This window comes from Schwartzia sp. (in: firmicutes), assembly GCF_978017985.1.
Genome location: NZ_CDXDFU010000052.1, coordinates 1 through 26177 on the forward strand (window position 1 = coordinate 1; position 26177 = coordinate 26177).

Genomic DNA, 26177 nt, shown 5'->3' on the forward strand with positions numbered 1-26177 from the left:
GGTGAAACAGCATGATGTTCAAATTTGATTTACAGTTATTTGCACATAAAAAAGGTGTCAGCAGCACGCGTAACGGCCGCGACAGTGAGGCAAAGCGTCTGGGCGTTAAGGAGCAGGCCGGTACATTTGTAACGGCAGGCAGCATCCTCGTTCGCCAGAGAGGCACGCACTTCCATCCGGGTCACAATGTTGGCATCGGCGGTGACGACACGCTGTTCGCAAAGGTGGCTGGCAAAGTTGCTTTCGAGCGCAAGGGCCGCTACAACCGTCAGGTCAGTGTTTACACTGCAGACGAAGCTTAATTGAAATGATACAGGTACCTGCGTCCTCGGGCGCAGGTATTCTTTTTATTGTTCAGGTTTGGAATGGAATTGGTGCGGGTGTGCCCGCCTGGAGGATTTTATGCAGTTTATTGATCGTACAACAATTATGGTAAAGGCGGGCGACGGCGGTCACGGTAAATCCGCTTTCCGTCGTGAAAAATTCGTACCGAAGGGAGGCCCTTCGGGGGGTGACGGCGGACGCGGTGCTGACGTTATTTTCGTCGTTGACCCGAATCTTAATACGCTGCTTGATTTTCGCTATCACAGAAAGTTCAAGGGAGAGAACGGTGAAAACGGCGATATCAAGAATCAGTACGGAGCTAACGCGCCGCACTGTATCGTAAAGGTTCCCCCCGGAACTATTGTAAAGGACGCAGATACCGGGGAGATTATCGCGGACCTTACGGAGATAGGGCAGAAGGCCGTAGTTGCCAAGGGAGGACGCGGAGGACGCGGAAATGCGAAGTTTGCTTCCAGCCGCAACCGTACTCCGTCCTTCGCGGAGCTGGGCGAGCCGGGTGAGAGCAAGACGCTTCTTCTTGAGCTTAAGCTTTTGGCAGATGTGGGTCTTGTTGGATATCCGAGTGTCGGAAAATCAAGTCTTATCGCATGCGTGTCCGCGGCACGTCCGGAAATCGCAGAGTATCATTTCACGACGATTACGCCTGTGTTGGGTGTTGTCCGTGTTGATGATGAGAAGAGTTTTGTTATGGCGGATATTCCGGGCCTTATTGAGGGGGCTGCGGACGGCGCGGGACTGGGACATGATTTCCTGCGTCACGTTGAGCGCACGAAGGTTATCCTGCATATTGTGGACGCGTCCGGTATTGAGGGCCGCGACCCTGTGGAGGATTATCACCGTATAAATGCTGAGCTGAAGAAATACAGTGAAAAGATTGCACGACGCCCGCAGATTCTGGTGGCGAATAAGATGGATCTTCCGGGAGCGGAGGAAAATCTTGAAAAACTCAAGAAGCTGGCAAAGGAAGAAAATATTCCTATTTTCGCTGTTTCCGCGGCGACGCATACGGGACTCAAGGAGCTTTTGGAGAAGACAGTTGAGCTTCTTGATAATTATGTTGAGGAGCCTGAGCAGACGGAAGAGGATAAGGTCTATGATGCGGAGAAGATGGACGATCCGGAGAAGATTACCATTACGCGCAATGACCGTGGAGATTTCGTCGTACACGGAAAGGCTCTTGAAAAGCTCGTGGCAATGACGAACTTCGGCAATGATGAGGCTCTGCGCCGTTTCCAGTATATCTGGCGCATGAAGGGACTTGATGCCCGTCTCAAAAAGCGCGGCATTCAGGAAGGAAATACCGTCCGTATCGGTGATATGGAGTTTGAATTCAGGGAATAACTCCCTGCTGAAGGAGAATAAATTTGATTCGCAATACTTTAACCGGCAAACAGAAAAGATTCCTGCGCTCAATGGGTGTTAAACTGGAGCCTGTGGTAAATATCGGGCTTGAGGGCGTTACGCCGACTGTTGTTGAGTCGGCAAAGGATGTTATAAAGAAAAGAGAGCTTATCAAGGTCCGCGTGCAGAAGAATGCACCGGAGGAGCCAAGGGATATACTTAATATGCTGACGGAGCGTGTTGATGCAGACCTGGTACAGGTCATCGGACGCAACGGACTGCTTTTCAAGCGCAATTTCGAGAAGCCGAAAATCGAGCTGCCATAAACGGAGGGTCTCTCATGGACGCAAGAGCAAAACTCAGAGATGCAAAGCGTATTGTAGTAAAGGTCGGGACAAGCACCATCACATATCCGACAGGAAAGATGAATTTGAACCGCCTCGAAGCCCTTGTGCGCGAGCTGGCGGACCTTGCAAACCAGGGCCGCGAGATTGTGCTTGTTTCCTCGGGCGCTATCGCGGTGGGGCGTGACAGAATGAACCGAAAGAAATCGGATTCTATTCCCGAACGTCAGGCAATGGCTGCCGTGGGTCAGGGAATACTTATGCATGTATATGAAACGCTCTTTGCCTCCTATGGGCAGGCAGCGGGGCAGGTGCTTCTTACAAAGGAGAACTCTGCACGTCACAACCAGTACGCCAATTCCCGCAACGCGCTTATAGAGATGCTTTCGCTGAATATTGTTCCTGTTATCAATGAGAATGATGCTGTTTCCGTTGATGAGTTGAAAATCGGAGACAACGATAATCTGTCCGCGACGGTGGCGTCGCTTATTGATGCTGACCTTTTGATTCTGCTGTCGGATGTGGACGGTGTTTATACCGCAAATCCGCAGACTAATCCGGACGCAAAGCTCATTCCTCTCATTGAGGAAATCACTCCGGAGATAGAGCAGATGGCAGGCGGAGTTCTTTCAGATGTGGGAACCGGAGGCATGCACACGAAAATCGAGGCTGCGAAGATTGCCCGCAGTGCAGGCGTATCTATGGTAATAGCTTCGGGAGATAAGCCCGGGACGATTCGTTCTATTCTGGAAGGGGAAATGACGGGAACGTTCTTTCCCGCAAAGGAAGCTCATCTCCGGGTGAGAAAAAGCTGGCTTGCTTTCGGCCGACATATTGCCGGAGACCTGATGGTAGATGTCGGATGCGCGAAGGCCATGCTGGAAAAGGGCTCCAGCCTTTTGCCCGCAGGATTGTTGAATATAGAGGGGAATTTTACGGAGAAGAGCACAGTACGCGTACTGGACCCTTCGGGAAGAGAAATTGCCCGCGGCATTACGAATTATGACGCCGATACCCTCCGCCGTATAGCCGGCCGCCGTACAGAGGAAATCAGTACGCTGCTGCCTGAGGCGCAGAAAACAGAAGTTATCCATCGTGACAATATGGTACTGATGGGCTGATGTTTCGAGGATTTTTCTGCTTTGTACAGCGGGAATTGAAGGGGACAAGGGGTTTCTCAAAAAATTGACGAAGCCTGTGCTATGTGCGATAATTAAGGAAAACGGCCGTGGGCCGTTTTCCTTTTCTTTTTTCAAGGGAAACGGGTGGGGTCAGGAGGTCACGCCGATGAATTTACATGATATGATTTATGAGCAGGCGAAGGAAGCAAAGGCTGCGTCGCGCCGTCTTGGAGTTCTTCCGTCTCCGATAAAAAATAAAGCTCTTGAGGCTATGGCCTATGCGCTTGAGGAAAGGGCATCGGTTATTCTGGAGGCCAATAAGGAAGACCTGGAGGCAGCACGCAAGAAGGGAACGAAGCGTTCATTCCTCGACCGTCTTATGCTTGATGAAAACCGTATTCATGCCATGGCAGACGGACTCCGTCAGACGGCGGCTCTTCCGGACCCGATTGGCGAGGGCGAATGGGAGACTGTCCGCCCCAATGGAATTGAAATCAGACGTGTTAAGGTTCCTATCGGTGTTATAGGCATAGTTTACGAGGCGCGTCCGAATGTAACAGCTGATGCGGCTGCGCTGTGCCTGAAATCCGGCAACGCGGTGCTTCTCCGCGGAGGCTCTGAGGCACTTCGCTCCAACCGTGTAATAAGCTCGCTTCTTGCCAAGGCTGCTTATGAGGCAGGGATTCCTGAAGGGGCTTTGCAGTTCATTGACAGTGATGACCGTGAGGCTGTAGGCGAAATGATGCGTCTTAAAGGTCTTTTGGACGTAATAATTCCCCGCGGAGGGGCAGGGCTGATTCAGCGTATAGTTAAGGAAAGCCAGGTTCCTGTTATCGAGACGGGAGCAGGTATTTGCCATACGTTTGTTGATGAGGGCGCTGACCTTGATATGGCTCTGCAAATTGCCGTGAATGCAAAGACTTCGCGCCCGTCTGTGTGCAACGCAATGGAGACACTGCTTGTCCATGAGAAGGAGGCAGAGGCTTTTCTGCCGAAGCTGGCTGAAGCAATGCGTGAAAAGAAGGTTGAGCTGCGCGGCTGCGAGCGTACCTGCGAAATAATCACAGATGCGGAAAAGGCAACGGAGGAAGACTGGGCAACGGAATATGACGACCTCATTCTGTCCATACGTGTCGTAAAGGATATTGATGAGGCTATTGAGCATATCAACCGATATAATACGGGCCATTCCGAATCCATAGTCACCCGCGACCTTCAGCGGGCACACCGTTTCCAGCAGGAAATTGACGCTGCCGCGGTTTATGTGAACGCGTCCACCCGCTTTACCGATGGCTTTGAGTTTGGCTTCGGTGCGGAAATCGGTATCAGTACGCAGAAGCTGCACGCCCGCGGACCTATGGGATTAAATGAGCTTACAAGCACAAAATATCTTATTTACGGAGAAGGGCAGATCCGCTGATGGGGTGGTTTCGTACCTTGCTGCAGTATTGGCGGAATCCCAAGGGGCGCCATGATATCAAGGATTATGCCAAGGGGCTTTTCGTTATACTGCTTACGGCTGCCGTTATTATTGTACTTTTGCGTTTGCTTTTTTCTTGACAGAGATGAAAAATATGGGCACGGAAACAAAAGAGCAAAAAAAACAAAAGCGTCATCGCGTCGGGCTTTTAGGCGGAACCTTTGACCCTATTCATGTTGGACATCTTATGATGGCAGAGGCTGTGCGCTCGGAGTATGGACTGGAAAAGGTCATATTCATTCCTGCGGCTGTACCGCCCCACAAGCTGGACAGGCATATTGCACCGGCTGAGGACAGGTATCAGATGGCACTTTTGGCTACTGCGGCAAATCCGTATTTTGAGGTATCGGATATTGAGCTTAAGCGCCCGGGGCCGTCATATTCCATTGATACGGTTCGTGCTTTTCTGGAAAAATACGGCGAGGATACGGATTTTTTCTTTATCATAGGCGCTGATGTTATTCACGATATAGGGACATGGAACAGGATTGAAAAGCTCCTGGAGATATGCGAGTTTGTCACGGCGCAGCGTCCGGGCTGTGAGCCTGATGACAAGGATATCCGCGCCCGCTTCGGTGAGCTTGGAGAGAAGCATATACATACTTTGGAAACACCGGAATTTGAAATATCTTCGACGGATATCAGGGATAGGCTGAGAAAAGGCCATTCCATACGGTATATTGTGCCGCCGGAGGTTGAAGCATATATTTATCAAAAGGGTTTGTACAAAGATGAATTATGAGGAATGTAAGGCTGAACTGGAAAAAAGGCTGAAACGGAGCCGCTTTCTGCACTCTGTCGGGGTGGCGGATACGGCTGCATTTCTTGCCGAAAGGTTCGGGCTTGATGTTGAAAAAGCACGGCTGGCGGGACTTCTCCACGACTGTGCCAGAGAGTTTTCAAATGATGATATGATTTCTGAGGCCGAAAAGAGGGGTATAGCCATAGGAGATGTTGAGCGCTCCATGCCGCTTCTTCTGCATGCGCCTTTGGGAGCACGAAGGGCTGAGGAAATCTACGGAGTGAAGGACGCAGATATACTGAGGGCCATTGAACGTCATACTGTGGGGGCTTCCGGCATGACTCCGCTGGATAAGGTAATTTATTTCGCGGATATGATGGAGCCTACCCGTGATTACCCGGGAGTGGAAGAGCTCCGCAGGGCTGCGCGGGAGGACAGTCTTGATGATATGACTCTTGAGGGATTGAGCCGTTCGATTTCTTTTGTGGTTGAAAAGAGGCACCTTATTCATCCGGATACGGTTATCGCACGGAATGAACTCCTGCTGATGAAGGCAGGAAAGGAAGTCTGACCGGTACAGATAGACCAGGGAAAGGATTTAAGCATGAGCAGGAAGACGGATAGTCAGACCCGCGAAAACATAAAAGAAAAAAGAAAACGTCGCAGGCTCCACCGCATCCGTCAGTTTTTCAGGCTGATTCTGCTGATGATACTGCTGGGAGCCATGGGATGGGGAACTTATCATGCCTATTTGTGGGGTTCAGCAGTCTATGATGTGTTCAAGGCTGACTATGAGGCTTATACAAAGAAGCAGGAGCAGCTCAGACTGCCGTCAGATGAGCACACTGATGCCTATATGAATATTCTTGTTCTCGGCGTTGATAACGGTGTGCACGGAAACGGTCAGCAGGCAGATACTCTTATGCTGGTGAGCATTGATAATTCCAACGGCAATCTCAGAGTGCTTTCCATACCAAAGGGGACACTGGTGGGAGTTGATCGTGCGAAGGGAACGGTACCGATATCTGATGTTTACACCGAGCAAGGTGTAAAAGGTACTGTCCGCACTGCGAGAGACCTTTTGGGGATTACCATACAGTATTATGCGGTAATCAATATGAAGGCACTGTCAGATATAGTGAATACGCTGGACGGCATTGATGTGTATGTGGAGCTGCCCATGGATTATGAGGACCCGGTTGAAGGGTTGTCGATACATCTGCCGCAGGGCTATCAGCACATGAACGGCGAGACGGCACAGAAATTTCTCCGCTACAGAAGCGGAGAGCTTGGCGATATCGGCCGGGTGCAGCGCCAGCACCGTTTTGTGAAGGCAATGTATGAGCGAGTGCTGCAGCTTGATACACTTAAAAAAGCACCGGAGCTTTCCCGTATTCTTCGCGAGGATATAAATACCAATGCGGAGATTTGGGATACAGCAAAGCTTATGAATATAGTCAAAAGCCTCAAGAAGGAGCTTCCCGAGACGATAATGCTCCCTGGGGAAACAGCACCGTACGACGATAAGCTGTGGCTCCCAAATGAGGCAAAGATACAGGAAAAGATGAAGGAGCTTTTCCCGGAGCCTGAACCGGCACCGGAAAAGTAGATGGAACAAAGGAGGATTTGTGTGATTCAGACATCAAAGGAACTGGCAAATGCGGTTGCGGCTGCAGCTGCAAGCAAAAAAGCGAATGATATCGTTCTGATGAAAATGTCCGATATAACGATTACGACGGATTATTTTGTCGTATGCTCGGGCAATACAGCTACGCAGACGCGCGCAATCGCGGATGCTATTGAAGAGGAGCTGCAGAAGGAGGGCATTGAGTTCAACCATAAGGAGGGCTACCGCGAGGGCGAGTGGGTTCTTATGGATTACGGCGATGTTGTAGCGCACATATTTACGCGCGACAGCCGTGAATATTACGCTCTTGAGCAGCTTTGGGGAGATGCGGAGCTTACTCCGTATGAGGATTAAAGAAATGGATCCGCAGGAAAAAGAAGTACGCCGTTACAAACCCGGAACGGTAGAAAAGCTGAAGGTGGTACGTCTCGGTGAGATGGGCGCCTGGCTGGACGCAGGGACGGGCAGTACCGGTGATGATATACTGCTGCATAATCTGCAGCAGACGGCTCCTGTTGCTGTAGGCGATGAAGTAGAGGTCTTTCTGTATCTCGACCCTAAACGCCGCCTGACTGCAAGCATGCGAACACCGAAGATGAAGGAAGGGCAGATTGCCCGCCTAAAGGTCATAAATGTGAGCCGTGACGGTGCTTTTCTCGACGTAGGGGCAGAGCGCGGCATATTCATGCCTTACGCCGGTATGCGCGGACGTCCCCAGATCGGGGAAGTGGTATGGGCAAAGCTTTATACGGATAAATCCGGACGCCTCGCGGTTACTATGGAGGTTGAGGACGAAATGCGCCGTGCGTCAAAGCCGGCAAATGACGTGAAGGTAGGAAGCTTTGTAACAGGCCAGATTTATAACTACACGGACAGCGGAGCGTTCCTTTTTTCAGAAGAGCACTATATCGTGTTCATTGACAACAAGGAAATGAAGGACAGGCCGCGTGTCGGCGCGACAGTGACCGCCCGTGTTACGTACGTCCGAAAGGACGGCCGCCTTAATGCATCTCTCAGGGAAATTAAGGAAAAGGCAATGACGAGCGACGGTGATGTTATTCTCAGGCTTTTGAGAGAACGTCACGGCAAGATGCCGTACAGTGATTCCACGTCACCGGAGGTCATAAAGGATAAATTCCAAATCAGCAAAAGCGCTTTCAAACGGGCTCTGGGACATCTGATGAAACAGGGATTGGTTGAAGAACGCGACGGTTGGACATATCTGAAAGAAGAAAGTGACGGGGACGCTTCCTCGAAATAAAAATTTTTTTATAAAAAGAAGGATATTTGGATTCCGTCACGAATATAAATAATTAATAATGGAAATGTATTTTACCTGACATCAGGGAATGATTTAGCTGGGGGCGATAAAATTGGCAGAGGAAAAAAAGGAAAGCAAGGGAATTCTGCTTGAAACGGGTACAAATGAATTCGAAATCGTCGAGTTCAATATAGGAGACGTTAACTATGGTATAAATGTTGCTAAAGTGCGTGAGGTCATTACGGCTGCAGCGTTCCCCGTAACGAGCATGCCACAGGCACATCCGTATGTTGACGGACTTTTCACACTGCGCGGACGTGCCATTCCGCTCGTCAATCTGCCGCGGTGCCTTAATGTACATGGAACTGATCAGCCGAAGAACATCATTGTAACGGAAATCAACAACTACAATATCGGCTTCCTCGTTGATAACGTATCCCGTATCCACCGTATTTCATGGAAGGAAATGGAGCCGACGCCGGAGGTCGGTGACCAGTCCCGTGTTGTTGGTATCATCAAATTTGAGAATGACAAGATTGTTCTTCTGCTCGATTTCGAGACAATCATTGCGGAAATCAATCCTGAAATCAATCAGAAGCTCACGACGTTTGCCGAGGCTAAAGCTGATATCAAGGAACGCCGTGCGAAGGAGCACATCGTTGTCGCAGAGGACTCCCCGATGCTTCGCGACCTGCTTGTTTCGACACTGCATGAGTCCGGCTATAACTTCGTCAAAGGAAATACCAATGGTCAGGAAGCTTGGGATTATCTCTCGGCTCTTGCAAAGCAGGACGGAGATATCAAAGACCATGTCAGCCTTATCGTTTCCGATATCGAGATGCCGAAGATGGACGGTCACCGTCTGCTGAAGCTGATTCGCGAGGACGAGCGTCTGCATGATGTTCCGCTCATTCTGTTCTCCTCACTTATCAATGAGGAAATGCGCCGCAAGGGTGATGAGCTCGGTGCAAACGGACAGATTGCAAAACCGGAAATCAATCAGCTTATCGGCTTGATGGACAAGCTCATTTTTAACATTGATCCGAAGATGGAAGAACAGCCCAGCGCTTAATAAGTAAAATTAAAAGCTGCCGTGTAAACGGCAGCTTTTTTTGTGCGAAAAATGAGGTTTATTTGGATTTAGGGTTCAGATAGATTCCGTCATTTTTAATGTCTATGATTACAAGACGTACTATGACCATGATGGGCACAGCAAGGAACATTCCGGGCGCGTCAAGGAGGCAGCCACCCAGAAGAATACCAAGAAGTATGGCTACGGGGTGGAGGTGAAGTGAACGCCCTATGAGAGTCGGGTAAATCAGATTGTGATTAAGCTGGGTTATTATTACGTAGAAACAGAGTGTCTGCGCTGCAACCCAAGGGGAAACAGTCGCCGTAAGCGCGGTACCGAAGGCTGAGGCAATTGTAGGTCCGATTACGGGAACAAATTCACTGACACCGGAGATAACGGCAAAAACCGACGCGTACGGAAGGTTTCTGTAGGAGAAATAGCAAAATACGATAAATCCCATAATGAAGCAGATGGTTAACTGACTGTAGATATATACATGCAGGGAACGAAGTATGGTTGTGAGAAGACGGAATACACGGCGGTGGTCTTTCTGTGGAAAGAGTCCCGCAAACCAGCGCTGTATTTTTCTCCCGTCCTTCAGCAGATAGAAAGCGGTAAACAGAATAATGACTGTATCAAAGATTTTTGAAAAAATAGATACAAGTGTATTAAGGGAGGAACGCAGTGCCGAGATGGAGAGAGAAGCAAGCTCCTGCCAAAGCTCGTCTATCTGCGTTGAAATAAAGCTGGACGAAGCGAAAGCCAGCCGAAGATTGTCTGTGAGCTCAGGCAAATCGCGGGCGAATCGCTGGAGAGATGCTGCAAGTGTGGAGGAAAGCAAAGCCAGCAGGCTGCCTACACACACGATAAAAGCGATAAGGCTTATTGCAGAGGCAAGGCTCCTTGGCATACCGCGGAAATTCTGAAGACGCGTGACGAGCGGCCTCAGGAGTAAATCTATGAGCAGCGCTATGAAGATAACGAATCCCAGCTGCGGAATAAACCAGAAGGTTGAAAGCATAATAATGAAGGTTGCAGCCAGGATTATAGAAGTTTTATGCTGATTCCACATGGATAATGCTCCTTTATGTTTGTATGTACATTATATTATAATGCTATTGTTTGAATTTTGTCGAATATTGATGAACAAATCATACGGCTTAATGTATCATTTTTTTTTCATACATGCGGCGTTATAATTGAAATAGATATATGAAAAAGGAGCGTGATTTGTTTTATGAAGTCCTTTAGAAATAAAGCGGCAGCGGCAGCTGCGGCGGCAGTGATGGCATTTACGCTGGCTCCCGCTCCTACTGCAAATGCCGGCTGGGGAAATATTCTCGGAGGAGCCATTCAGGCAGCAGGGCAGTATCAGCAGGCAGACGCGGCCATGAAGTATTATGATAACGATGGACGTGAGGAGTTCTTTGGTAAAATGAAAGCCCAGTATGGTGTAAACAATGATCCGTACCTGAACGCGCGCCTGGACGACATCATGGAAAACCTTACGGATTCTGTAGGAGCGGTAGACCCGACTATTTACGAAAAGCCGTATAATTATTTCATCAATACGGACAACAGCTTTAATGCTTTTTGCTCGCTTGGTCATAATATGAGCGTGAATACGGGTATGTTCAATCTTGTTGCCAATGATGATGAGATTGCTGTGGTACTGGCGCATGAGATGGGACATGGGCAGAAGGAGCATGTGCGCAAGGGACTCAAGGGAAGACTTAACGCTGTCCTGGCAGGAACTGTTATTGCGGGGGCTACGGGAATAGATGCTATAGGCAATATACTTGTCAACAATATTGACGCGGTTCACGTAACAAAGCCGAATGAATGGGAAGCAGATAATCTCGCGTTTGAGTATATAACCCACTCACAGTATAACCCGGGAGCGTGTGCGGCAATCTGGCAGCGTGTAATGGATAAGTACGGCTCAGGTTCGTCTGATTTTGTCGGTGATATTTTCAATCCGTCTGACCACCCTTCACACAAGGAGCGCCGCGATAACTACGCCAAGAAGCTGAAGGAGTACAGCGGAGGAAAGGTTGAACTCATATTCAGCGACAAGGCGGCTCTGATAAAGGTTAACGGAAAGGATTTCGTAACACCCGCTGCGGACGATGTCATGGGTGGAAACGAGCGCGCGTGCTTTATAGCGGGAAATCTCGCTGCGGCATACCACAACGGCTCTGCGGGTGAAGCCTACAGCGACGGAGAGACGCTTTACTTTGGTGAACAGCCTGTAATGGGTGTTTATCCGGGAGACCCGTCTCTTGATGAGCTTGTATCCTCGCTTAATAAAATTCGCTGATATTGAAATGCAAAAATATTGCCTTCTCCAATGGGGAGGGCAATATTTATTTTCGCGTTACAGGGAGACTTCACGGCGAAAGACTTCTATGGTAATATGAAAACCTGAGCGAAATGTGTCTTTAATAGAAAGGAATGATTGCATGAACGAAGCCATGCTTAATGAATATGCGCGTCTTATCGTGCGGGTGGGAGTAAATCTGCAGAAGGGACAGCCGGCGGTTATAAACGCTCCAATTGAGTGTGCGGATTTTGCACGCCGTATAGCAAAAGAAGCTTTTGAGGCAGGAGCGAAGGACGCGGTGATACAGTGGGGCGATGAAAAATTTGCTCATCTGCGTTTCAAAAAGGCTCCTTCAGAGGCATTTGATAATTTCCCTGAATGGCGGAAAAAATTCTGTGATGACATGGCGGCAGACGATGCTGTGTTTATCTCAATTCACGCAGATAATCCGGAAATATTCAAGGACGTTGAGCCGGACCGTCTTCAGCGTTCACAGAAGGCGGCAGGAGAAGCACTTCTTGAATACCGCGCGCGCCTGATGTCAAACAAGAATGCGTGGTGTGTAGTTTCCATACCGACGGAGGACTGGGCGAAAAAGATTTTCCCGGATAAATCGGCAAAAGAGGCAGTGGGTGCCCTTTGGGAGGAGATTTTCCGCACGGTACGCATAGACGGCAGCGGAGATGCAGTTGAGAAATGGCGTAAACATACGGCATTTCTGGCGAAGGCAGCCGACTTTATGAACCGTAATGCATTCCATGCGCTTCATTATACGAATTCCATGGGTACGGATTTGACAGTCGGGCTTCCTGAGGGACATATATGGGCCGGGGGCGCCGAGGACACTCAGAGCGGAACGTCCTTCGTAGCTAATATGCCTACCGAGGAAATATATACACTGCCTGACCGTGACCGTGTGGACGGTGTCGTATACGCGACAAAGCCGCTGGTATTCAACGGAAATCTCATCGAAGGAATGTGCCTTACCTTCAAAGACGGAAAGGTAACTGATTATGATGCGGCGAAGGGGAAGGAAATACTGAAGGAGCTTCTGACGACGGACGAAGGCGCGCTCCATCTTGGTGAATGTGCTCTTGTTCCTTTTGATTCTCCTATTTCAAACAGCGGAATCCTTTTCTACAATACCCTGTTTGATGAAAATGCGGCCTGCCATCTTGCTCTCGGAAAGGCATATCCCACCTGCATAAAGGGTGGAGCTGAAATGAACAGCGTTGAGCTTTTGCAGCATGGAGTAAATGATTCCATTCTCCATGAGGACTTTATGATAGGCTCAGAGGATATGAATATCACGGGAATAACAAAGGACGGCAAGGAAATCCCCGTGTTCAGAAACGGAAATTTCGTAGAGTTTTGACGCACGTAAAAAGAGCAGCATCCATTGCAGATGCTGCCCTTTTTTATTCGGCTTATTTAATTTTCTTTCTGAGGTCTCTGAAATACGACCGGACAATCTTGTTGTATGTATCAAGACAGTCACGGGAGTCGTCATCTTCGCGGGTTTCCTCACGTGTAAAAATTACCTTGCCTGTTACTGCGTCATAGGAGTAAAAACGCATCTTCACATGAGTATAGGGGCCCTGCTGCTCGGGTACATATACAGGTATCGTGCGCTGGTGTGATACAGTGTGGGTATGACCGTCCTTGTCGCGGTAGGTATCATAATCCGTGACTGTTTTCCAGTCAGTGTGCGCGGGAATGGTATACGTACCGATGGTATACTCAATCAGTTCAGATTTTACATAGATATCTGCAACCACACGGAGATTACTGTTTACGAGAGCAGCATATTCTTCGGGGTTGTTTTTCTCGATTACATCAAGATCTTTGCCGATTGCAAGAGAAATCTTGCGATTGAGCCTGACCTTATCAAGTGATGGAATCTCCAAAAGCTTTTCTGCCTGCATACGGAAGTTCTGCTGCAGACTGGTGTTATCGGAGGCGCTTAATTCCTGCCCCGATAAATCGATGTCATAAATCATGACGTTTTTGATTTTTTGAAAGTCATACGATTCATCCACGGAATCAACCGGTGATGAATATCCTGATGGCAGGGTGATAAAAACCGCGGCAAGCATCAGAAAAAAGATACGAAACAGAGATTTCATGGGAATCGTCTCCTTTCAAAAAGCATCAAAATTTTAATTTTGAAATACGCTCCACGGCCCGCTCTGTGTTTTCACGGTCTCCGAACGCAGTCAGGCGGAAATAACCCTCGCCGCACGGTCCGAAGCCAACACCCGGTGTGCCGACAACATTGCCTCTATCAAGAAGTTTATCAAAAAAGTCCCATGATTTCAATCCGTCCGGAGTCTTGAGCCAGATGTATGGAGCATTGATTCCGCCGAAAGCGGTAATGCCTGCGGTCTTAAGCCCTTCACGGATGATGCGTGCATTCTTCATATAATAGGAAATGTTTTCTTTGACCTGAGCCTGTCCTTCCTCTGTGTAGATTGCCTCGGCACCGCGCTGTACTATATATGCGGTACCGTTAAATTTGGTGCAATGGCGGCGGTTCCAGAGAGCGTTGAGCGGATGGCGGCTTCCGTCCTTTGCTTTTGCCGTGACAGTCTTCGGAATGACCGTGTAGCCGCAGCGTGTTCCTGTAAAACCTGCTGTTTTTGAGAAGGAACGGAACTCAATGGCGACATCCTTTGCCCCTTCAATTTCGTAAATGGAGCGGGGAACATCAGGCTCTGAGATATATGCTGCATAGGCCGCGTCGAATAAAATCACTGTGTCATTCGCGCGGGCATAATCAACCCATTTTTTGAGCTCGGAATGAGAAAGGGTTGTGCCTGTAGGGTTGTTCGGGCAGCAGAGATAGAGCATATCCACATGCTCCTTCGGAAGCGCCGGGCAGAAATTGTTTTCCGCATTTGAGGCAAGATAAACAACGCCCTCGAAATGCCCGTCCTCTTTAAGCGTGCCTGTCCGTCCGGCCATTACATTTGTGTCAAGGTATACAGGATAAACAGGATCTGTGATTGCAACAGTAGAATTCTCGGCAAAAATTTCCTGTATATTGCCGCAGTCGCTTTTTGAACCGTCACTGATAAAAATTTCATCTGCGGCGATATCAAGTCCGCGGTCAGTGTAGTTGTGCTTGCGTACAGCTTCGATGAGGAAGGGGTAGCCCTGCTCCGGACCGTAGCCGCGGAAGGTTTCTGCATGAGCCATCTCGTCCACAGCCTTGTGCATGGCGTCAATAGAAGCCTGCGGAAGAGGAAGTGTGACATCTCCGATTCCAAGACGTATTATGTCTGCAGACGGGTGATTTTTTTTATATTCGGAAACGCGGCGCGCGACTTCCGCAAAAAGATAACTGCCCGGCAGTTTAAGATAATTCTCGTTAATGTATGCCATAATATGGCCTCCTTTATGTCTTCTATACTTTTTTGTTATATTTTAGCACAATACTATGATTTTGCAATACAATAAATAAAAAACATCAGAGGCAGGCACATAAAAGGCAAAATAAAAAAGCGCCGCATAAAGCAGCGCTTTTGATGGTTTGCATGGTTCAGCGGATAAGCTGGTCGCGGCAAAAATCAATGAATGCCTGTGCCGCATGAGATACGTAGCGTTCCTTCTTCCAGGCGAGACCGAGGTCGTAGAAAAGCGGTTCCTTGAAGGGAAGAACCTTGATGCCCGGAGTGTTCTCAAGAACGAAATCGAGAAGACAGGTGATACCTGCGCCTGACGAGACAAGACCTTTGATGGTCTCAATCTGATTCGATTCGATAATGATATTAGGCTCAAGCCCCTGATCATGGCATTTATCGAGAATCTGCGAACGGAGGAAGGAACCTTCCTTCATGAAAATGCTCTCAGCTTCGGCAAAATCGTCCAGTGTGACAGAAGACTTCTGTGCCAGAGGATGATTTTCTGGTACGCCCACAACGAGCTGGCAGGTAGCCATAGAAAGAACTGAAAGCTTCGGAGAAGGATCGGAGATGATAACGATGCCGAAATCAATCTCATCCTCTTCAAGCTTCTCGCGGGCCATTTTCGAGCCTTCCTCAAACAGGTTGATGGCAAGGTTCGGATGTTGGCGGCGGAATTCGCAGTAGATGCGGGGGAAAAGGAATGAACCGATCATCGGCGGAATGCCGATACGGATAGTACCCTTCTGAAGCTGCTTATAATCGTCGATTTCGACAAGAGCATCCTGCACATTTCGAAGGGCCACATCCACGCGGCTTAAAAACACAGATCCCTCCGGAGTGAGCGAAAGCTGTTTCTGACTGCGGTCGAAGAGCTGAATTCCGAGCGAGGACTCAAGTTTTTTAATCGCTACGGTGATATTCGGCTGGGACACATGGAGTCGCTCCGCTGCGCGTGTTAAGTTTTTCAGTCTTGCTGCCATCTGAAAGTATTCTAGCTGGCGCAGTTCTACAGGTATTTTTTTCATATACTCATACACCCCAAGGTTTATTACTTCGGACTCATTATAACATATTTTAATGAAAGGTGGTAGTATGAATAATTAAAACAAAGCAATTTATAGTCAAATGGGAAGATAGAAAGTGAAAGATGGGAGATTAGTCCGAAATTTTGATTTTATAAATTTTTTTGTGGCGATTTGGTAGGATTTTTTGAGTTTTTATGGAATAATAAAGTAAAAGTGTTATTAATTGCGTCATGGAAGACGACTTTCTAAATAGGAAGTGTCAGGGAAAAAGGAGAGGACATATTTTGGAAAAAGCTACATTGATAGGTATCGTTCTGGCGATTATATCTATCTTCGTCGGAATGGTCGTAAAGGGTGCACCGCTTTCCTCGTTGATCAATCCGGCCGCATACATGATTATCATTGGCGGTACGTTTGCCTGCCTCTTTATCGGCTTCCGCATGGAGCATATGTCGACGTTTCCTAAGCTGGTAAAGAAAACTCTTAATGCACCGTCCGGTCAGCAGAAGGCAGAGCTCTTGGAGCTTTTCATTGAGCTTTCTCAGATTGCACGCCGTGAAGGTATCCTTGCTCTTGAGAGTAAAGTACAGGACATTCAGGACCCGTTCTTCCGTACAGGTCTCAGTATGGTTATCGATGGTATGGATCCTGAGTTCGTCAGCGACGTTTTGGATGCAGAGCTTTCGGTTATGCAGCAGCGCCATGCAACGGGCCGTTCCCTGTTTATTCAGGCAGGTACGTATGCACCGACGCTGGGCGTTCTTGGCGCCGTTGTCGGTCTGATAGCGGCTCTCGGTAACTTGAATGATATTGATAAACTCGGTCACGCTATCGCGTCCGCGTTTATCGCTACGTTCCTCGGTATTTTCACAGGATACGTTATGTGGATGCCTATTGCTAATAAGCTGAAAGTCATGTCTGAGGAAGAAATCGGCATGAAACGTATGATTATTGAAGGTATCCTTTCACTGCAGGCCGGTGATTCACCGACGGCAATCGAAGCAAAGCTCATGGTATTTATCCCGCAGACCGAGCGTGCAGCTTTGAAGAAGGAGGGTTAATACATGGCAAGAAAGAAAACTCCGCCACCTCACGAAGAGGAAGCAGGCGAGGCTTGGCTCCTGCCGTATTCCGATATGCTCACGCTTCTGTTCGCTTTGTTCCTGTGCCTGTTCTGTATGGGTGCTATGGATAAGAACAAGGTTCAGCAGATGGGTAACGCTTTTCACATGGCTTTCAGCGGCGGTGCCGGATTTTTCCCCGGCGTAGGTCCTGCGTTCATGTATTCCACGGGAGGCACGGCACAGTCCGGCGAGGACAGCGGCAACGGTGCGTATATTGCTGAAAATGAAACGCTTCAGCATATACAGCGTCAGTTGGATAACTATATCAGGGAAAATCATCTTGAGGGAAGTCTGCATACAACACTTACTGAAGATGGCTTGATGATTCGTATTAAAGAAAAGGCACTTTTCCCATCAGGCTCGGCAGAGCTTGTTCCGGAATCTCAGCTTGTTGGCCCGGTTGTTGCGGGGCTTTTGGCAGCGATTCCGGAGAATGTTGTTATTTCAGGGCACACGGATAACGTCCCTATTTCCACGGGGCAGTATCCGTCGAACTGGGAACTCAGTTCTGCACGCGCATTGAATTTCATGAAGTTCCTGTTGGCATCGAATCCGAATTTGAATCCGGCACGTTTCAGTGCACTGGGGTACAGTGAGTATCGTCCTGTTGCATCGAACGAAACGGAGGAAGGACGCAGCCAGAACCGGCGCGTTGAGATTTTGATTAATCGGAGCTTCAAGATGGCAGAAGGTACCCTTGTAGCAAAATAAAGGAATCTGAGGGGTTGTCGATTGAAGAACGACAGCCCCTTTTTTACTTTTGAGGTGAAGTACATGCATATCCGTACGGGCATAGATCTTGTTGAGGTCGGGCGTGTGGAAAAAGCGATAAAGAAACAGCATTTTATAGATACGGTCTATACGAAAGCAGAGCAGGAGTACTGCGACGCAAGAGGGAAAGGCCGCGCGGCTTCGTATGCTGCACGATGGGCAGGGAAAGAGGCCGTACTGAAGGCATTGGGAACAGGGCTTTCGGGAGGTTCGCTTACGGAGATTGAAATACTTAACGATGAAGCGGGCTGCCCTCATGTTACACTCTCGGGAAAGCTTTCGGAGCGCGCTGCTTCGCTTGGTATTTCCGAAATTTCGGTTTCCCTTACACATGTGAAGGAATATGCGGCGGCGTCCTGCTGCGTGGAGGAGGAGAAGGATAGATGAAAATTGCATTGTCTGATGAAATGCGCCAGATGGATAAGCTTGCGGCAGAAAAGTATCATATTCCACCGTCTATTCTGATGGAAAATGCGGGACGTGCCGTCATGGGTGTCGTGGGAGATATCATGGAGGGTTTTGAGTCCAAAACCGTCAGTGTTTTTGCAGGAAGCGGCAACAACGGCGGTGATGCTTTCGCGGCTGCGCGTCATCTTTCAAACCACGGAACCCGTGTTGCTGTTTTCTGTATCGGAAATACGGAGCATCTTTCCGATGAAGCGGCAAAAAATCTCGAAATCTGCCGTGCGCTTGAAATCCCTGTTTATGAAATGAAGACAGAGCATGATTGGGATAAGCTGAAGCTATGGCTCAAGCTCTCTGACGCGGCTGTGGACGGTCTCCTCGGAACCGGTTTTTCCGGAAAGCTGAATGAGACATACGAAAAAATTATAAACATGATGAATGAGGCAGGAATGCCTATTGTTTCCATTGATATACCGAGCGGCGTAAACGCAGATACGGGGGAAGCGGAGACGGCTGTAAGCGCTGCGGTCACAGTGACCTTCGGACTCCCGAAGGCAGGACACTTCTTCTGCCCGGGTGAAGCGTTTACGGGACGTCTTGTTGTCGACGATATAAGCATGCCGCCGCCGCTTCTGAACGATAAGGGAATCATGCAGGAATATCTTGATGATAATCTGGCAAAAGCGATTATTCCGGCACGCCCGCTGGACGCTTACAAGGGAAGCTGCGGACGTGTGCTGGTAGTTGCAGGCTCCCGAGGAATGACCGGAGCAGCGGCTATGGCATCGGAGGCCGTTCTCCGCGCAGGGGGCGGGATTTCTATACTTGCCACGGCAAACAGTCTTACGGCGGTGCTTGCAATGAAGCTGACCGAGGTAATGGTTCGCGCGCTTCCTGAGCTGCGCCCCGGAGTGCTGGGAGATGATGCTCTTGAACCGCTGAAAAAGCTTGCGGCAGATTCTGATGCTGTTCTTATAGGGCCGGGACTCGGACGTGACCCGCAGACATCGCATATGATACGAGAATTTGTAAAGACGGCAGGCAAACCGACAATCATAGATGCAGACGGACTTTTCGCTTGGCAGGGCTATACGCAGGAATTAAAGGGGATAGCAAACCCCGTCATATTGACACCGCATCTGGGAGAAATGGCCGGACTCCTTGGAATAAAGGTATCCGAGCTCAGACAGAATCTCCTTCAGATATGCAGAAAAGCCGCTTCGGATTGGGGGACTGTCCTTGTTGTAAAAAGCGAATGTACCATTGTTGTGTATCCGGACGGAAGGATATATTTCACATCAAAGGGGAACGCGGGCATGGCGACTGCAGGCTCCGGTGATGTGCTGGCCGGAACGATTGCCGGACTTATGGAGGAAGCCTCTTCAGAGAACGCGCCTCTTCTCGGTGTATATCTCCACGGAGCTGCCGGTGACATGGCAGCTGAAGAAAACGGGGACGGACTTCTTGCGGGGGATATCCTGCGAAACATTCCGAAGGCAAGAAAAAATTGACTTCTCCTTTAGGAGTGTCAACATGCCTGTGGCATGCTGACTTAGGGATCGCGTTAGCGGTTGATGAGGTGTACCCTAAAGAATCTTCTATGTAATAAATGAAGGTATGCTTCACAAATTTTTCATTTTTTTCTCGTAATCTGAACAAGGATTTTACAGACTGAAGGCGAATACCTTTAATTATAGATTTTATTTTGGAGTTGTTGCTTATGGATTTTTCTGATGTATCTTTCTCAGCAATGCTGCTGCCGGGGCAGATACGTGGAATCTTTATGACTATAGGGCCTCGTGATGTGCTCGACATACTTTTGGTAGCAATCATATTTTATAAAATGTACGGTATGCTCGAGGACACACGCGCTATTACTATCCTGAAGGGTCTTATAGTGCTTCTGGTTATCACGGTTATTACGGATTTGGTCGATCTTAACGCGATGAACTGGATGCTGGAGAAGGTTTTGACGCTGCTCTTTGTCGCATTGCCCATAGTGTTTCAGCCTGAGCTTCGCAGAACACTGGAGCATTTGGGGCAGGGCCGGCTGTTTGGAAAGTCGGTGTTCATAAATGACGAGGAAGCCCGTTCTCTCGTCAAAGAGATTGATAACGCTGTGTTCAGACTTTCAAGGCAGAAAATAGGAGCTTTGATTGTAATTGAGCGTGAAATGGGATTGAATGATATATGCGCATCAGGTATACAGATTGACGGACTTGTTACGGCGGATTTTTTGATGAACGTCTTTATTCCTAATACGCCGCTTCATGACGGTGCCATTGTCATTCGCGGAAAGCGCCTCATTGCTGCAGGCTGCCTGCTTCCGCTCACGGATAATCATTCTCTTTCCTCTGAGCTCGGCACACGCCATCGCGCCGCTATCGGTCTTTCCGAGCAGTGCGATGCGCTTGTTATAGTTGTGAGCGAGGAAACGGGTACTGTGTCGGTGTGCGAAGAAGGCCATATTGTTCGCCGCCTCGATTCCGAAAAGCTTCTCGGTTATCTGAGCCCGATTTTCACACGGGAAAATGCTTCTATTAAGGAAATTGTAGCGAACTGGAGGAAGAAGAAATGAGCTGGTTTCTGAACCTTATTCGCAGGAAACCTATAGCCAAGATATTTGCCCTTCTGGGGGCGGTTATCCTCTGGATTTTCGTAGTGCAGGACCAGAATCCGATGAGTGATACCAGCTATCGTGTTCCTGTTATGATGCTAAATGCACCGGACGGTTCAAAGATTAATCTGAGCGATGAGAACATAAAAATCAAGCTTCGCGGGACACGTTCAGCGATTGCTTCCATAGACCAGGATGATGTCCGTGCCTTCATTAATCTGGACAGTGTCGAACCTGGAACGCATAAGCTGAAGGTGCATACGGTGATTCCTCAGGGCGTAGAAGCTGTGGAGGTATCTCCGGATATGATTGAGGTCACCATTGACCCGATTGTGCAGCGCGCTATGGATATCACTCTTATCCGCGTGGGACAGGCTCCTAAGGATATGGCGGTGGCCAGCGTAGCTCCGAACACCCCTACGGTAACGGTTGAAGGACCGCGTTCCTCTGTCAAGGAGGTTGCGCAGGTTATTGGTTATGTGGGGCTGACGCAGTCCAGCGATACTGATGTTGATGTTCACGTTCCGCTTACTGCCATCGGAGATGAAGGAACGGGAATTGATGATGTCAGGGTCATTCCGAAATCTGTTAGTGTACATGTTCAGCTCGCAAGAGGGCTTTCAAAGAAGATTGTAGACGTTAAGCCGCTTTTTGAGGGGACAGTGCCCGAGGGATACGCTGTAAAGTCTGTTAAGATTGAGCCGACACGTGTCGAAATAGCCGGGGAATCTTCTATCATCAATCCGATAAACTCGCTGACGACTGAGCCTATTACGGTCTCCGAGCTTACGAAAAACACCCGCCGCGCAGTGCTTATTAGCCTGCCAAACGGTGTTACGGTCACAAACAAAATGGTTTTTGTGAATATTGAAATAGAAAAAGAATAAACAGGCATGCACGGCCTCTTTTGAAAACAGAGGCCGTGCTTTTGTTGTACGGGGGAAACCAATGATACGAATTTCTAATCTGAATATACCTTTGGCAGATGACACGGCGCTGCAGGCAGCAGTGGCGAGGCGCCTGCACATAGATGCCGGTTCGGTTCGGCGTTTACGCGTTGTCCGTGAAAATATTGATGCCAGAAGGTACCGGGGAGCACCCATATCATTTGTCTATGTGGTTGACGTGGAAACCAAGGAGGGCGACAACAAAATACTGCAGCGCATGAAGCGTGATAAGCAGCTCTCAAAGGCACCTGATGAGATTCCGTCTGTGTTTGAACGTGTCAGGAGCATTGCGGGCGCGTCTGAGCGTCCTGTTATTGTGGGCTTCGGCCCCGCGGGAATGTTTTCTGCGCTTCTTCTTGCCGAGGCAGGCTGCGCGCCGCTTGTGCTGGAACGTGGTGATGATGTGGATGCACGTCAGCGCGCCATAGAAGACTTCTGGAACGGAGGCCGTCTTGATACTACGACGAATGTGCAGTTCGGAGAAGGCGGCGCCGGAACATTTTCCGACGGAAAGCTCACCACGCGTATTAGTGACCCTGTCATGGCGGATATACTGAAGGTTTTTGTGGAAGCAGGCGCGCCTGATGAAATCCTGCGGCTTCATAAACCTCATATAGGAACTGACCTTTTGCGCGGAATTGTAAAAAACGTCCGTGAAAGAATACGGCAGCTCGGGGGCGAGGTGCGCTTCGGATGTACCGTTACGGATATTGAAATATCCTCTGACGGTATTAAGGCAGTTGTGGTAAACGGCAGTGAGCGCATTGAGACAAACGCGGTGCTTCTGGGGATAGGCCACTCGGCGCGGGATACATACCACATGCTCTACGGAAAAGGTATCAGCATGGAAGCAAAGCCCTTTGCCGCAGGAGTCCGTATTGAGCACCCGCAGGAGCTTATAGACAGAAGCCAGTACGGAGAGGATGCGGGAAATCCTAAGCTTCATGCGGCAGACTACGCGTTGACCTACAAGGACACGGAAACGGGAAGGGGAGCATACTCCTTCTGCATGTGCCCGGGAGGTCAGGTTGTTGCGGCAGCATCAGAAGAAGGTCGTGTTGTTACAAACGGCATGAGCCTTTATGCGCGTGATTCAGGCATTGCAAACGCGGCGCTTCTGGTGCAGGTTGCGGCGGAAGATTTCAAGGGAGATGTGCTGGGAGGAATTGCGCTCCAGCGTGAATATGAAGCATTGGCATACAGGCTAGGCGGAGGGGATTACCGCGCACCTGTTCAGACTGTAGGAGATTTTCTTTCCGGCAGAAAGGGGAGCACTGATTATCTTGTTGCTCCTTCATACAGGCCCGGTGTAATTCCGTGCGACCTGAGGGAATGTCTGCCCCCTGTGATAGCAAAAACGCTTGCTGACGCGCTTCCTTTCTTCGGGCGCAAAATCAAAGGGTTTGACGACCCGGGAGCGCCTATGACGGGAGTGGAAATGCGTTCTTCTGCTCCATGCCGTATAATCCGTTCCCGTGATACATACGAATCAGTATCGACACAGGGCCTTTTCCCCATGGGAGAAGGAGCAGGCTACGCAGGCGGCATAATGAGCGCCGCTGTCGACGGTGTTAATACGGCACTTGCTTTTTTGAAAAAAAGCGGGCATACTATAGGTTGATTTTATATTAGAAGAAAGTTTTTCAATTACATTGGAGGTTATCTCATGGCACGACTTTTTGGCACAGACGGTGTCCGCGGAGTGGCAAACCGGGAGCTTACACCGGAACTGGCATACCGCCTCGGACGTGCGGCGACTTTGTATTTCAGTGAAAAATCGGAGGACGATAAACAGCCTTCTATTATTATTGGACGTGATACACGTATTTCGGGAACGATGTTTGAATCCGCCCTGTCGGCAGGAATTACTTCCGCAGGCGGCCGCGCAATTGTTGCCGGTATTGTTCCGACCCCTGCAGTCGCATATTTTGCAAAAACCATGAACATGAAGGCGGGAATTGTTGTTTCCGCTTCACACAATCCGTACTACGACAACGGAATTAAATTCTTCGGAGGAGACGGCTACAAGCTGCCGGACGCCGTAGAGGATGAGATTGAAAGCATTGTTCACCGTATTGAAAACGGCGATGAGCTCTATCGTCCGCATGGCGGTGAAATAGGAACGGTGGAATTCCGTCACGACCTCGTCAAGCATTATCTTGAATATGTTCTCTCCACAACAGATGTGCGGCTTGACGGAATGAAGGTAGTTCTTGACTGTGCAAACGGAGCGGCCTACGAGGTAATGCCTGCTGTTCTCCGCCGTCTCGGCGCTGACCTCACTGTAATTAATGCAGCACCTTATGGCACGAATATCAATGATAACTGCGGCTCTACACATCTTGACGCACTGAAGCAGGCCGTACTGGAATATAAGGCTGATCTAGGTATAGCTCATGACGGTGATGCTGACCGCTGCCTTTGCATTGACGAAAAGGGAGAAGTCATCGACGGAGATCATATCCTTGTTATGTGCGGACTTGACCGCATGAAGCAGGGAAAGCTTGCCAATGACACGATTGTTACGACTGTCATGGCAAATATAGGCTTCCATCAGGCCGTGAAAGCTGCCGGGGGCCATGTTGAGGTAACAAAGGTCGGAGACCGATATGTCCTCGAAAATATGCTGCAAAACGGTCACTGCCTTGGCGGTGAGCAGTCCGGACACATCATCTTCTCTGATTTTGCTACGACGGGCGACGGCCTCATAACAGCGCTGCAGGTACTTTCTGCAGTAAAACGCAGCGGAAAGAAAGCATCTGTGCTTAATGCCATGATGACGAGCTATCCGCAGGTGCTTATAAACGTCACTGTTAAAACAAAAGAGGGCTGGGAAGAGAACGCAGCTATTACAAAGGCTATTGAAGAAGGCAATAAAGCCCTCGGGGAGACAGGACGTATTCTTGTGCGCCCGTCCGGTACTGAGCCGCTTATACGTGTAATGGCAGAAGGCCCTGACGAAGATGAACTCAATAATATATGCAACAAAATTGCCGGTGTTGTAAAAGACGAACTCGGTAAATAACTCAAACCTATTGAATCCCCCGTGAAACGGGGGATTTTTTTATACCTTTGTATTCCAAAATGGGAAATATCTTACTCGCAAAATCCAGACTAAAAATTATAAAATGGCATAAGAATTCCATATAAGGAATAATTATGCCAACGGTATATAAATGTTATAAAAGTCGTGAATCTCTAAATAATCAGTAAATTTCATTGACACTAATCCCGTTACGGTATAAAATAATCCTGTATTGCGGGATAGACGAAAATAAAATGCGTTCGACCGCAATATTCCAAAAAGGATAGATGCCGGATGGCTCCCGCCGGATGCGGAGCGGCGGAGCACAAGGCACATGACAGGGGGAACGAAAACCTGTCATGCTCCTTTTGCAAAGAAAGTGAGGTGAGACGTATGGGACATCCGGTGACAACGAATCCGTTCATTATCATGCTCATCAACATGGCAATCGTGTTTGCTGTTCTGATGGGATTGAGCGCGATGATTCGTTTGATCCATATTGCTGACCCAACGAAAAAAAGCAAGTAAAACCTGTCGGTTTCCCGGACCGGCAAAAAATGAGGTGATTTTACATGGGACATCCGGTTACCACGAATCCATTCATCATCATGCTTATCAACATGACAATCGTTTTTGCTGTGCTGATGGGCTTGAGTGCAATGATTCGTCTTATCCATCTCTGCGACCCTACAGCAAAGGCCAAAGAGGAAAAGAAACCGGCTGCGGCACCTAAGGCTGCTGCTCCTGCGGCTGCACCGGCAGCCGCTCCGAAAGCAGACAACAGCGCAGTTATCGCCGTTATTGCCGCTGCAGTAGCAGCATACGACAGCGAAGCCCGCATCGTTACGGTTCGCCCGCTTGAGAGCACTGTATGGAAAAACAATGCCCGCGCGACGGCACTGAGCAACACAGTCTGCTGAGGAATCACTGAATAAGTTCTGCGGACTTAATCATTGATTCCCAAGAAACGGCACTGTCAAAAGACAGTCAGCCGCCTAAGGAGGAATTATCAGAATGGAAGTTTGGAATGCGTTTGTTGTATCGATCGCATCTGTCTGGAATGACAGTGGTTTCCAGGCCCTGACGGGCGGAAACGTTATCATGATGCTGGTCGGCTGCTTCCTGCTCTACATGGCATTTGTCAAAGAGTATGAGCCGCTGCTTCTTTCGCCGATCGCTTTCGGCTGCATCATGGCTAAC

29 protein-coding genes are annotated in these 26177 nt (G+C 49.0%); 25 read left to right on the forward strand and 4 right to left on the reverse strand.

The window, feature by feature from the left end:
* Positions 1 to 14: 14 nt before the first annotated feature.
* From rpmA to ACY69O_RS02570, 12 genes are all read left to right on the forward strand, one after another.
* Entirely contained in the window at positions 15 to 302 is a 288-nt protein-coding gene (gene rpmA / locus ACY69O_RS02515; RefSeq protein WP_462331922.1) for a 50S ribosomal protein L27, read from the forward strand.
* A 100-nt stretch (positions 303 to 402) separates the two neighbouring features.
* On the forward strand, positions 403 to 1686 hold the full coding sequence (obgE, locus tag ACY69O_RS02520) for a GTPase ObgE (protein WP_462331894.1): 1284 nt from the start codon (positions 403 to 405) through the stop codon (positions 1684 to 1686).
* 23 nt (positions 1687 to 1709) lie between these two features.
* Positions 1710 to 2012, forward strand: a complete 303-nt coding sequence (gene yhbY, locus ACY69O_RS02525) for a ribosome assembly RNA-binding protein YhbY (RefSeq protein ID WP_462331895.1) — start codon at positions 1710 to 1712, stop codon at positions 2010 to 2012.
* A 14-nt stretch (positions 2013 to 2026) separates the two neighbouring features.
* On the forward strand, positions 2027 to 3151 hold the full coding sequence (gene proB, locus ACY69O_RS02530) for a glutamate 5-kinase (protein WP_462331896.1): 1125 nt from the start codon (positions 2027 to 2029) through the stop codon (positions 3149 to 3151).
* A gap of 166 nt (positions 3152 to 3317) precedes the next feature.
* A complete protein-coding gene (locus tag ACY69O_RS02535) occupies positions 3318 to 4571 on the forward strand; it encodes a glutamate-5-semialdehyde dehydrogenase (protein ID WP_462331897.1) in 1254 nt (417 codons plus the stop codon).
* Positions 4571 to 4711 carry a hypothetical protein gene (locus ACY69O_RS02540; protein WP_462331898.1) on the forward strand — a complete coding sequence of 47 codons (141 nt, stop codon included), beginning with the start codon at positions 4571 to 4573 and terminating at the stop codon, positions 4709 to 4711. Before ACY69O_RS02535 ends, ACY69O_RS02540 begins: the two co-directional genes overlap by 1 nt.
* A gap of 14 nt (positions 4712 to 4725) precedes the next feature.
* Positions 4726 to 5373 (forward strand): nicotinate-nucleotide adenylyltransferase, encoded by a 648-nt coding sequence (gene nadD, locus ACY69O_RS02545; protein WP_462331899.1) that lies wholly within the window; start codon positions 4726 to 4728, stop codon positions 5371 to 5373.
* Positions 5363 to 5944, forward strand: a complete 582-nt coding sequence (gene yqeK, locus ACY69O_RS02550; protein WP_462331900.1) for a bis(5'-nucleosyl)-tetraphosphatase (symmetrical) YqeK — start codon at positions 5363 to 5365, stop codon at positions 5942 to 5944. The genes nadD and yqeK overlap by 11 nt, the downstream gene beginning before the upstream one ends.
* 33 nt (positions 5945 to 5977) lie before the next feature.
* The gene (locus ACY69O_RS02555) at positions 5978 to 6982 is read left to right on the forward strand and encodes an LCP family protein (protein ID WP_462331901.1); all 1005 of its coding nucleotides are present in this window, start codon (positions 5978 to 5980) and stop codon (positions 6980 to 6982) included.
* Positions 6983 to 7354 (forward strand): ribosome silencing factor, encoded by a 372-nt coding sequence (gene rsfS, locus ACY69O_RS02560; RefSeq protein ID WP_462331902.1) that lies wholly within the window; start codon positions 6983 to 6985, stop codon positions 7352 to 7354.
* Complete coding sequence (locus ACY69O_RS02565; RefSeq protein ID WP_462331903.1) at positions 7344 to 8261, forward strand: CvfB family protein; 918 nt, start codon at positions 7344 to 7346, stop codon at positions 8259 to 8261. The genes rsfS and ACY69O_RS02565 overlap by 11 nt, the downstream gene beginning before the upstream one ends.
* A 112-nt stretch (positions 8262 to 8373) precedes the next feature.
* Positions 8374 to 9333, forward strand: a complete 960-nt coding sequence (locus ACY69O_RS02570) for a chemotaxis protein (protein WP_462331904.1) — start codon at positions 8374 to 8376, stop codon at positions 9331 to 9333.
* 58 nt (positions 9334 to 9391) lie between these two features.
* Here the strand turns inward: ACY69O_RS02570 and ACY69O_RS02575 are convergent, their stop codons facing one another.
* Positions 9392 to 10405 (reverse strand): AI-2E family transporter, encoded by a 1014-nt coding sequence (locus ACY69O_RS02575; protein WP_462331905.1) that lies wholly within the window; start codon positions 10403 to 10405, stop codon positions 9392 to 9394.
* 165 nt (positions 10406 to 10570) lie between these two features.
* Between ACY69O_RS02575 and ACY69O_RS02580 the strand changes: the two genes are divergently transcribed.
* Entirely contained in the window at positions 10571 to 11653 is a 1083-nt protein-coding gene (locus ACY69O_RS02580; protein ID WP_462331906.1) for a M48 family metallopeptidase, read from the forward strand.
* Between the two features lie 142 nt (positions 11654 to 11795).
* A complete protein-coding gene (locus ACY69O_RS02585) occupies positions 11796 to 13031 on the forward strand; it encodes an aminopeptidase (protein ID WP_462331907.1) in 1236 nt (411 codons plus the stop codon).
* A 52-nt stretch (positions 13032 to 13083) separates the two neighbouring features.
* On the opposite strand, the gene ACY69O_RS02590 is transcribed toward ACY69O_RS02585, so the two are convergent.
* The 3 genes from ACY69O_RS02590 to ACY69O_RS02600 all read right to left on the reverse strand — a co-directional run bounded on the left by ACY69O_RS02590 (position 13084) and on the right by ACY69O_RS02600 (position 16088).
* On the reverse strand, positions 13084 to 13782 hold the full coding sequence (locus ACY69O_RS02590) for a hypothetical protein (RefSeq protein WP_462331908.1): 699 nt from the start codon (positions 13780 to 13782) through the stop codon (positions 13084 to 13086).
* 25 nt (positions 13783 to 13807) lie between these two features.
* Complete coding sequence (locus ACY69O_RS02595) at positions 13808 to 15040, reverse strand: LL-diaminopimelate aminotransferase (RefSeq protein WP_462331909.1); 1233 nt, start codon at positions 15038 to 15040, stop codon at positions 13808 to 13810.
* 157 nt (positions 15041 to 15197) lie between these two features.
* Positions 15198 to 16088: a LysR family transcriptional regulator gene (locus ACY69O_RS02600; RefSeq protein ID WP_462331910.1), complete on the reverse strand. Its 891-nt coding sequence runs from the start codon at positions 16086 to 16088 to the stop codon at positions 15198 to 15200.
* Between the two features lie 230 nt (positions 16089 to 16318).
* Between ACY69O_RS02600 and motA the strand changes: the two genes are divergently transcribed.
* The 11 genes from motA to ACY69O_RS02655 form a co-directional block, all read left to right on the forward strand.
* On the forward strand, positions 16319 to 17149 hold the full coding sequence (gene motA / locus ACY69O_RS02605) for a flagellar motor stator protein MotA (RefSeq protein WP_462331911.1): 831 nt from the start codon (positions 16319 to 16321) through the stop codon (positions 17147 to 17149).
* A 3-nt stretch (positions 17150 to 17152) separates the two neighbouring features.
* The gene (locus ACY69O_RS02610; protein ID WP_462331912.1) at positions 17153 to 17923 is read left to right on the forward strand and encodes a flagellar motor protein MotB; all 771 of its coding nucleotides are present in this window, start codon (positions 17153 to 17155) and stop codon (positions 17921 to 17923) included.
* Between the two features lie 63 nt (positions 17924 to 17986).
* A complete protein-coding gene (gene acpS, locus ACY69O_RS02615) occupies positions 17987 to 18370 on the forward strand; it encodes a holo-ACP synthase (protein WP_462331913.1) in 384 nt (127 codons plus the stop codon).
* The gene (locus ACY69O_RS02620; RefSeq protein ID WP_462331914.1) at positions 18367 to 19899 is read left to right on the forward strand and encodes an NAD(P)H-hydrate dehydratase; all 1533 of its coding nucleotides are present in this window, start codon (positions 18367 to 18369) and stop codon (positions 19897 to 19899) included. The genes acpS and ACY69O_RS02620 overlap by 4 nt, the downstream gene beginning before the upstream one ends.
* Positions 19900 to 20108: 209 nt before the next feature.
* Positions 20109 to 20966 (forward strand): diadenylate cyclase CdaA, encoded by an 858-nt coding sequence (gene cdaA / locus ACY69O_RS02625; RefSeq protein WP_462331915.1) that lies wholly within the window; start codon positions 20109 to 20111, stop codon positions 20964 to 20966.
* The gene (locus ACY69O_RS02630) at positions 20963 to 21892 is read left to right on the forward strand and encodes a CdaR family protein (RefSeq protein ID WP_462331916.1); all 930 of its coding nucleotides are present in this window, start codon (positions 20963 to 20965) and stop codon (positions 21890 to 21892) included. The genes cdaA and ACY69O_RS02630 overlap by 4 nt, the downstream gene beginning before the upstream one ends.
* A 61-nt stretch (positions 21893 to 21953) precedes the next feature.
* Positions 21954 to 23573 (forward strand): NAD(P)/FAD-dependent oxidoreductase, encoded by a 1620-nt coding sequence (locus ACY69O_RS02635; protein WP_462331917.1) that lies wholly within the window; start codon positions 21954 to 21956, stop codon positions 23571 to 23573.
* A 45-nt stretch (positions 23574 to 23618) separates the two neighbouring features.
* Entirely contained in the window at positions 23619 to 24977 is a 1359-nt protein-coding gene (gene glmM / locus ACY69O_RS02640) for a phosphoglucosamine mutase (RefSeq protein WP_462331918.1), read from the forward strand.
* Between the two features lie 393 nt (positions 24978 to 25370).
* On the forward strand, positions 25371 to 25505 hold the full coding sequence (locus ACY69O_RS02645) for a hypothetical protein (RefSeq protein WP_462331919.1): 135 nt from the start codon (positions 25371 to 25373) through the stop codon (positions 25503 to 25505).
* A gap of 44 nt (positions 25506 to 25549) precedes the next feature.
* On the forward strand, positions 25550 to 25897 hold the full coding sequence (locus ACY69O_RS02650; protein WP_462331920.1) for an OadG family protein: 348 nt from the start codon (positions 25550 to 25552) through the stop codon (positions 25895 to 25897).
* 94 nt (positions 25898 to 25991) lie between these two features.
* Positions 25992 to 26177, forward strand: a 186-nt coding sequence (locus tag ACY69O_RS02655) for a sodium ion-translocating decarboxylase subunit beta (RefSeq protein WP_462331921.1), incomplete at its 3' end; no start/stop codon positions are given.

Bases quoted from the DNA above. Each gene is read 5' to 3' on its own strand.
- rpmA (WP_462331922.1), top strand. From the start codon at position 15: ATGTTCAAATTTGATTTACAGTTATTTGCACATAAAAAAGGTGTCAGC.
- obgE (WP_462331894.1), top strand. From the start codon at position 403: ATGCAGTTTATTGATCGTACAACAATTATGGTAAAGGCGGGCGACGGC.
- proB (WP_462331896.1), top strand. From the start codon at position 2,027: ATGGACGCAAGAGCAAAACTCAGAGATGCAAAGCGTATTGTAGTAAAG.
- ACY69O_RS02535 (WP_462331897.1), top strand. From the start codon at position 3,318: ATGAATTTACATGATATGATTTATGAGCAGGCGAAGGAAGCAAAGGCT.
- ACY69O_RS02540 (WP_462331898.1), top strand. From the start codon at position 4,571: ATGGGGTGGTTTCGTACCTTGCTGCAGTATTGGCGGAATCCCAAGGGG.
- nadD (WP_462331899.1), top strand. From the start codon at position 4,726: ATGGGCACGGAAACAAAAGAGCAAAAAAAACAAAAGCGTCATCGCGTC.
- yqeK (WP_462331900.1), top strand. From the start codon at position 5,363: ATGAATTATGAGGAATGTAAGGCTGAACTGGAAAAAAGGCTGAAACGG.
- ACY69O_RS02555 (WP_462331901.1), top strand. From the start codon at position 5,978: ATGAGCAGGAAGACGGATAGTCAGACCCGCGAAAACATAAAAGAAAAA.
- rsfS (WP_462331902.1), top strand. From the start codon at position 6,983: ATGGAACAAAGGAGGATTTGTGTGATTCAGACATCAAAGGAACTGGCA.
- ACY69O_RS02565 (WP_462331903.1), top strand. From the start codon at position 7,344: ATGAGGATTAAAGAAATGGATCCGCAGGAAAAAGAAGTACGCCGTTAC.
- ACY69O_RS02575 (WP_462331905.1), bottom strand. From the start codon at position 10,405: ATGTGGAATCAGCATAAAACTTCTATAATCCTGGCTGCAACCTTCATT.
- ACY69O_RS02580 (WP_462331906.1), top strand. From the start codon at position 10,571: ATGAAGTCCTTTAGAAATAAAGCGGCAGCGGCAGCTGCGGCGGCAGTG.
- ACY69O_RS02585 (WP_462331907.1), top strand. From the start codon at position 11,796: ATGAACGAAGCCATGCTTAATGAATATGCGCGTCTTATCGTGCGGGTG.
- ACY69O_RS02590 (WP_462331908.1), bottom strand. From the start codon at position 13,782: ATGAAATCTCTGTTTCGTATCTTTTTTCTGATGCTTGCCGCGGTTTTT.
- ACY69O_RS02595 (WP_462331909.1), bottom strand. From the start codon at position 15,040: ATGGCATACATTAACGAGAATTATCTTAAACTGCCGGGCAGTTATCTT.
- ACY69O_RS02600 (WP_462331910.1), bottom strand. From the start codon at position 16,088: ATGAAAAAAATACCTGTAGAACTGCGCCAGCTAGAATACTTTCAGATG.
- motA (WP_462331911.1), top strand. From the start codon at position 16,319: ATGGAAGACGACTTTCTAAATAGGAAGTGTCAGGGAAAAAGGAGAGGA.
- ACY69O_RS02610 (WP_462331912.1), top strand. From the start codon at position 17,153: ATGGCAAGAAAGAAAACTCCGCCACCTCACGAAGAGGAAGCAGGCGAG.
- acpS (WP_462331913.1), top strand. From the start codon at position 17,987: ATGCATATCCGTACGGGCATAGATCTTGTTGAGGTCGGGCGTGTGGAA.
- ACY69O_RS02620 (WP_462331914.1), top strand. From the start codon at position 18,367: ATGAAAATTGCATTGTCTGATGAAATGCGCCAGATGGATAAGCTTGCG.
- cdaA (WP_462331915.1), top strand. From the start codon at position 20,109: ATGGATTTTTCTGATGTATCTTTCTCAGCAATGCTGCTGCCGGGGCAG.
- ACY69O_RS02630 (WP_462331916.1), top strand. From the start codon at position 20,963: ATGAGCTGGTTTCTGAACCTTATTCGCAGGAAACCTATAGCCAAGATA.
- ACY69O_RS02635 (WP_462331917.1), top strand. From the start codon at position 21,954: ATGATACGAATTTCTAATCTGAATATACCTTTGGCAGATGACACGGCG.
- glmM (WP_462331918.1), top strand. From the start codon at position 23,619: ATGGCACGACTTTTTGGCACAGACGGTGTCCGCGGAGTGGCAAACCGG.
- ACY69O_RS02645 (WP_462331919.1), top strand. From the start codon at position 25,371: ATGGGACATCCGGTGACAACGAATCCGTTCATTATCATGCTCATCAAC.
- ACY69O_RS02650 (WP_462331920.1), top strand. From the start codon at position 25,550: ATGGGACATCCGGTTACCACGAATCCATTCATCATCATGCTTATCAAC.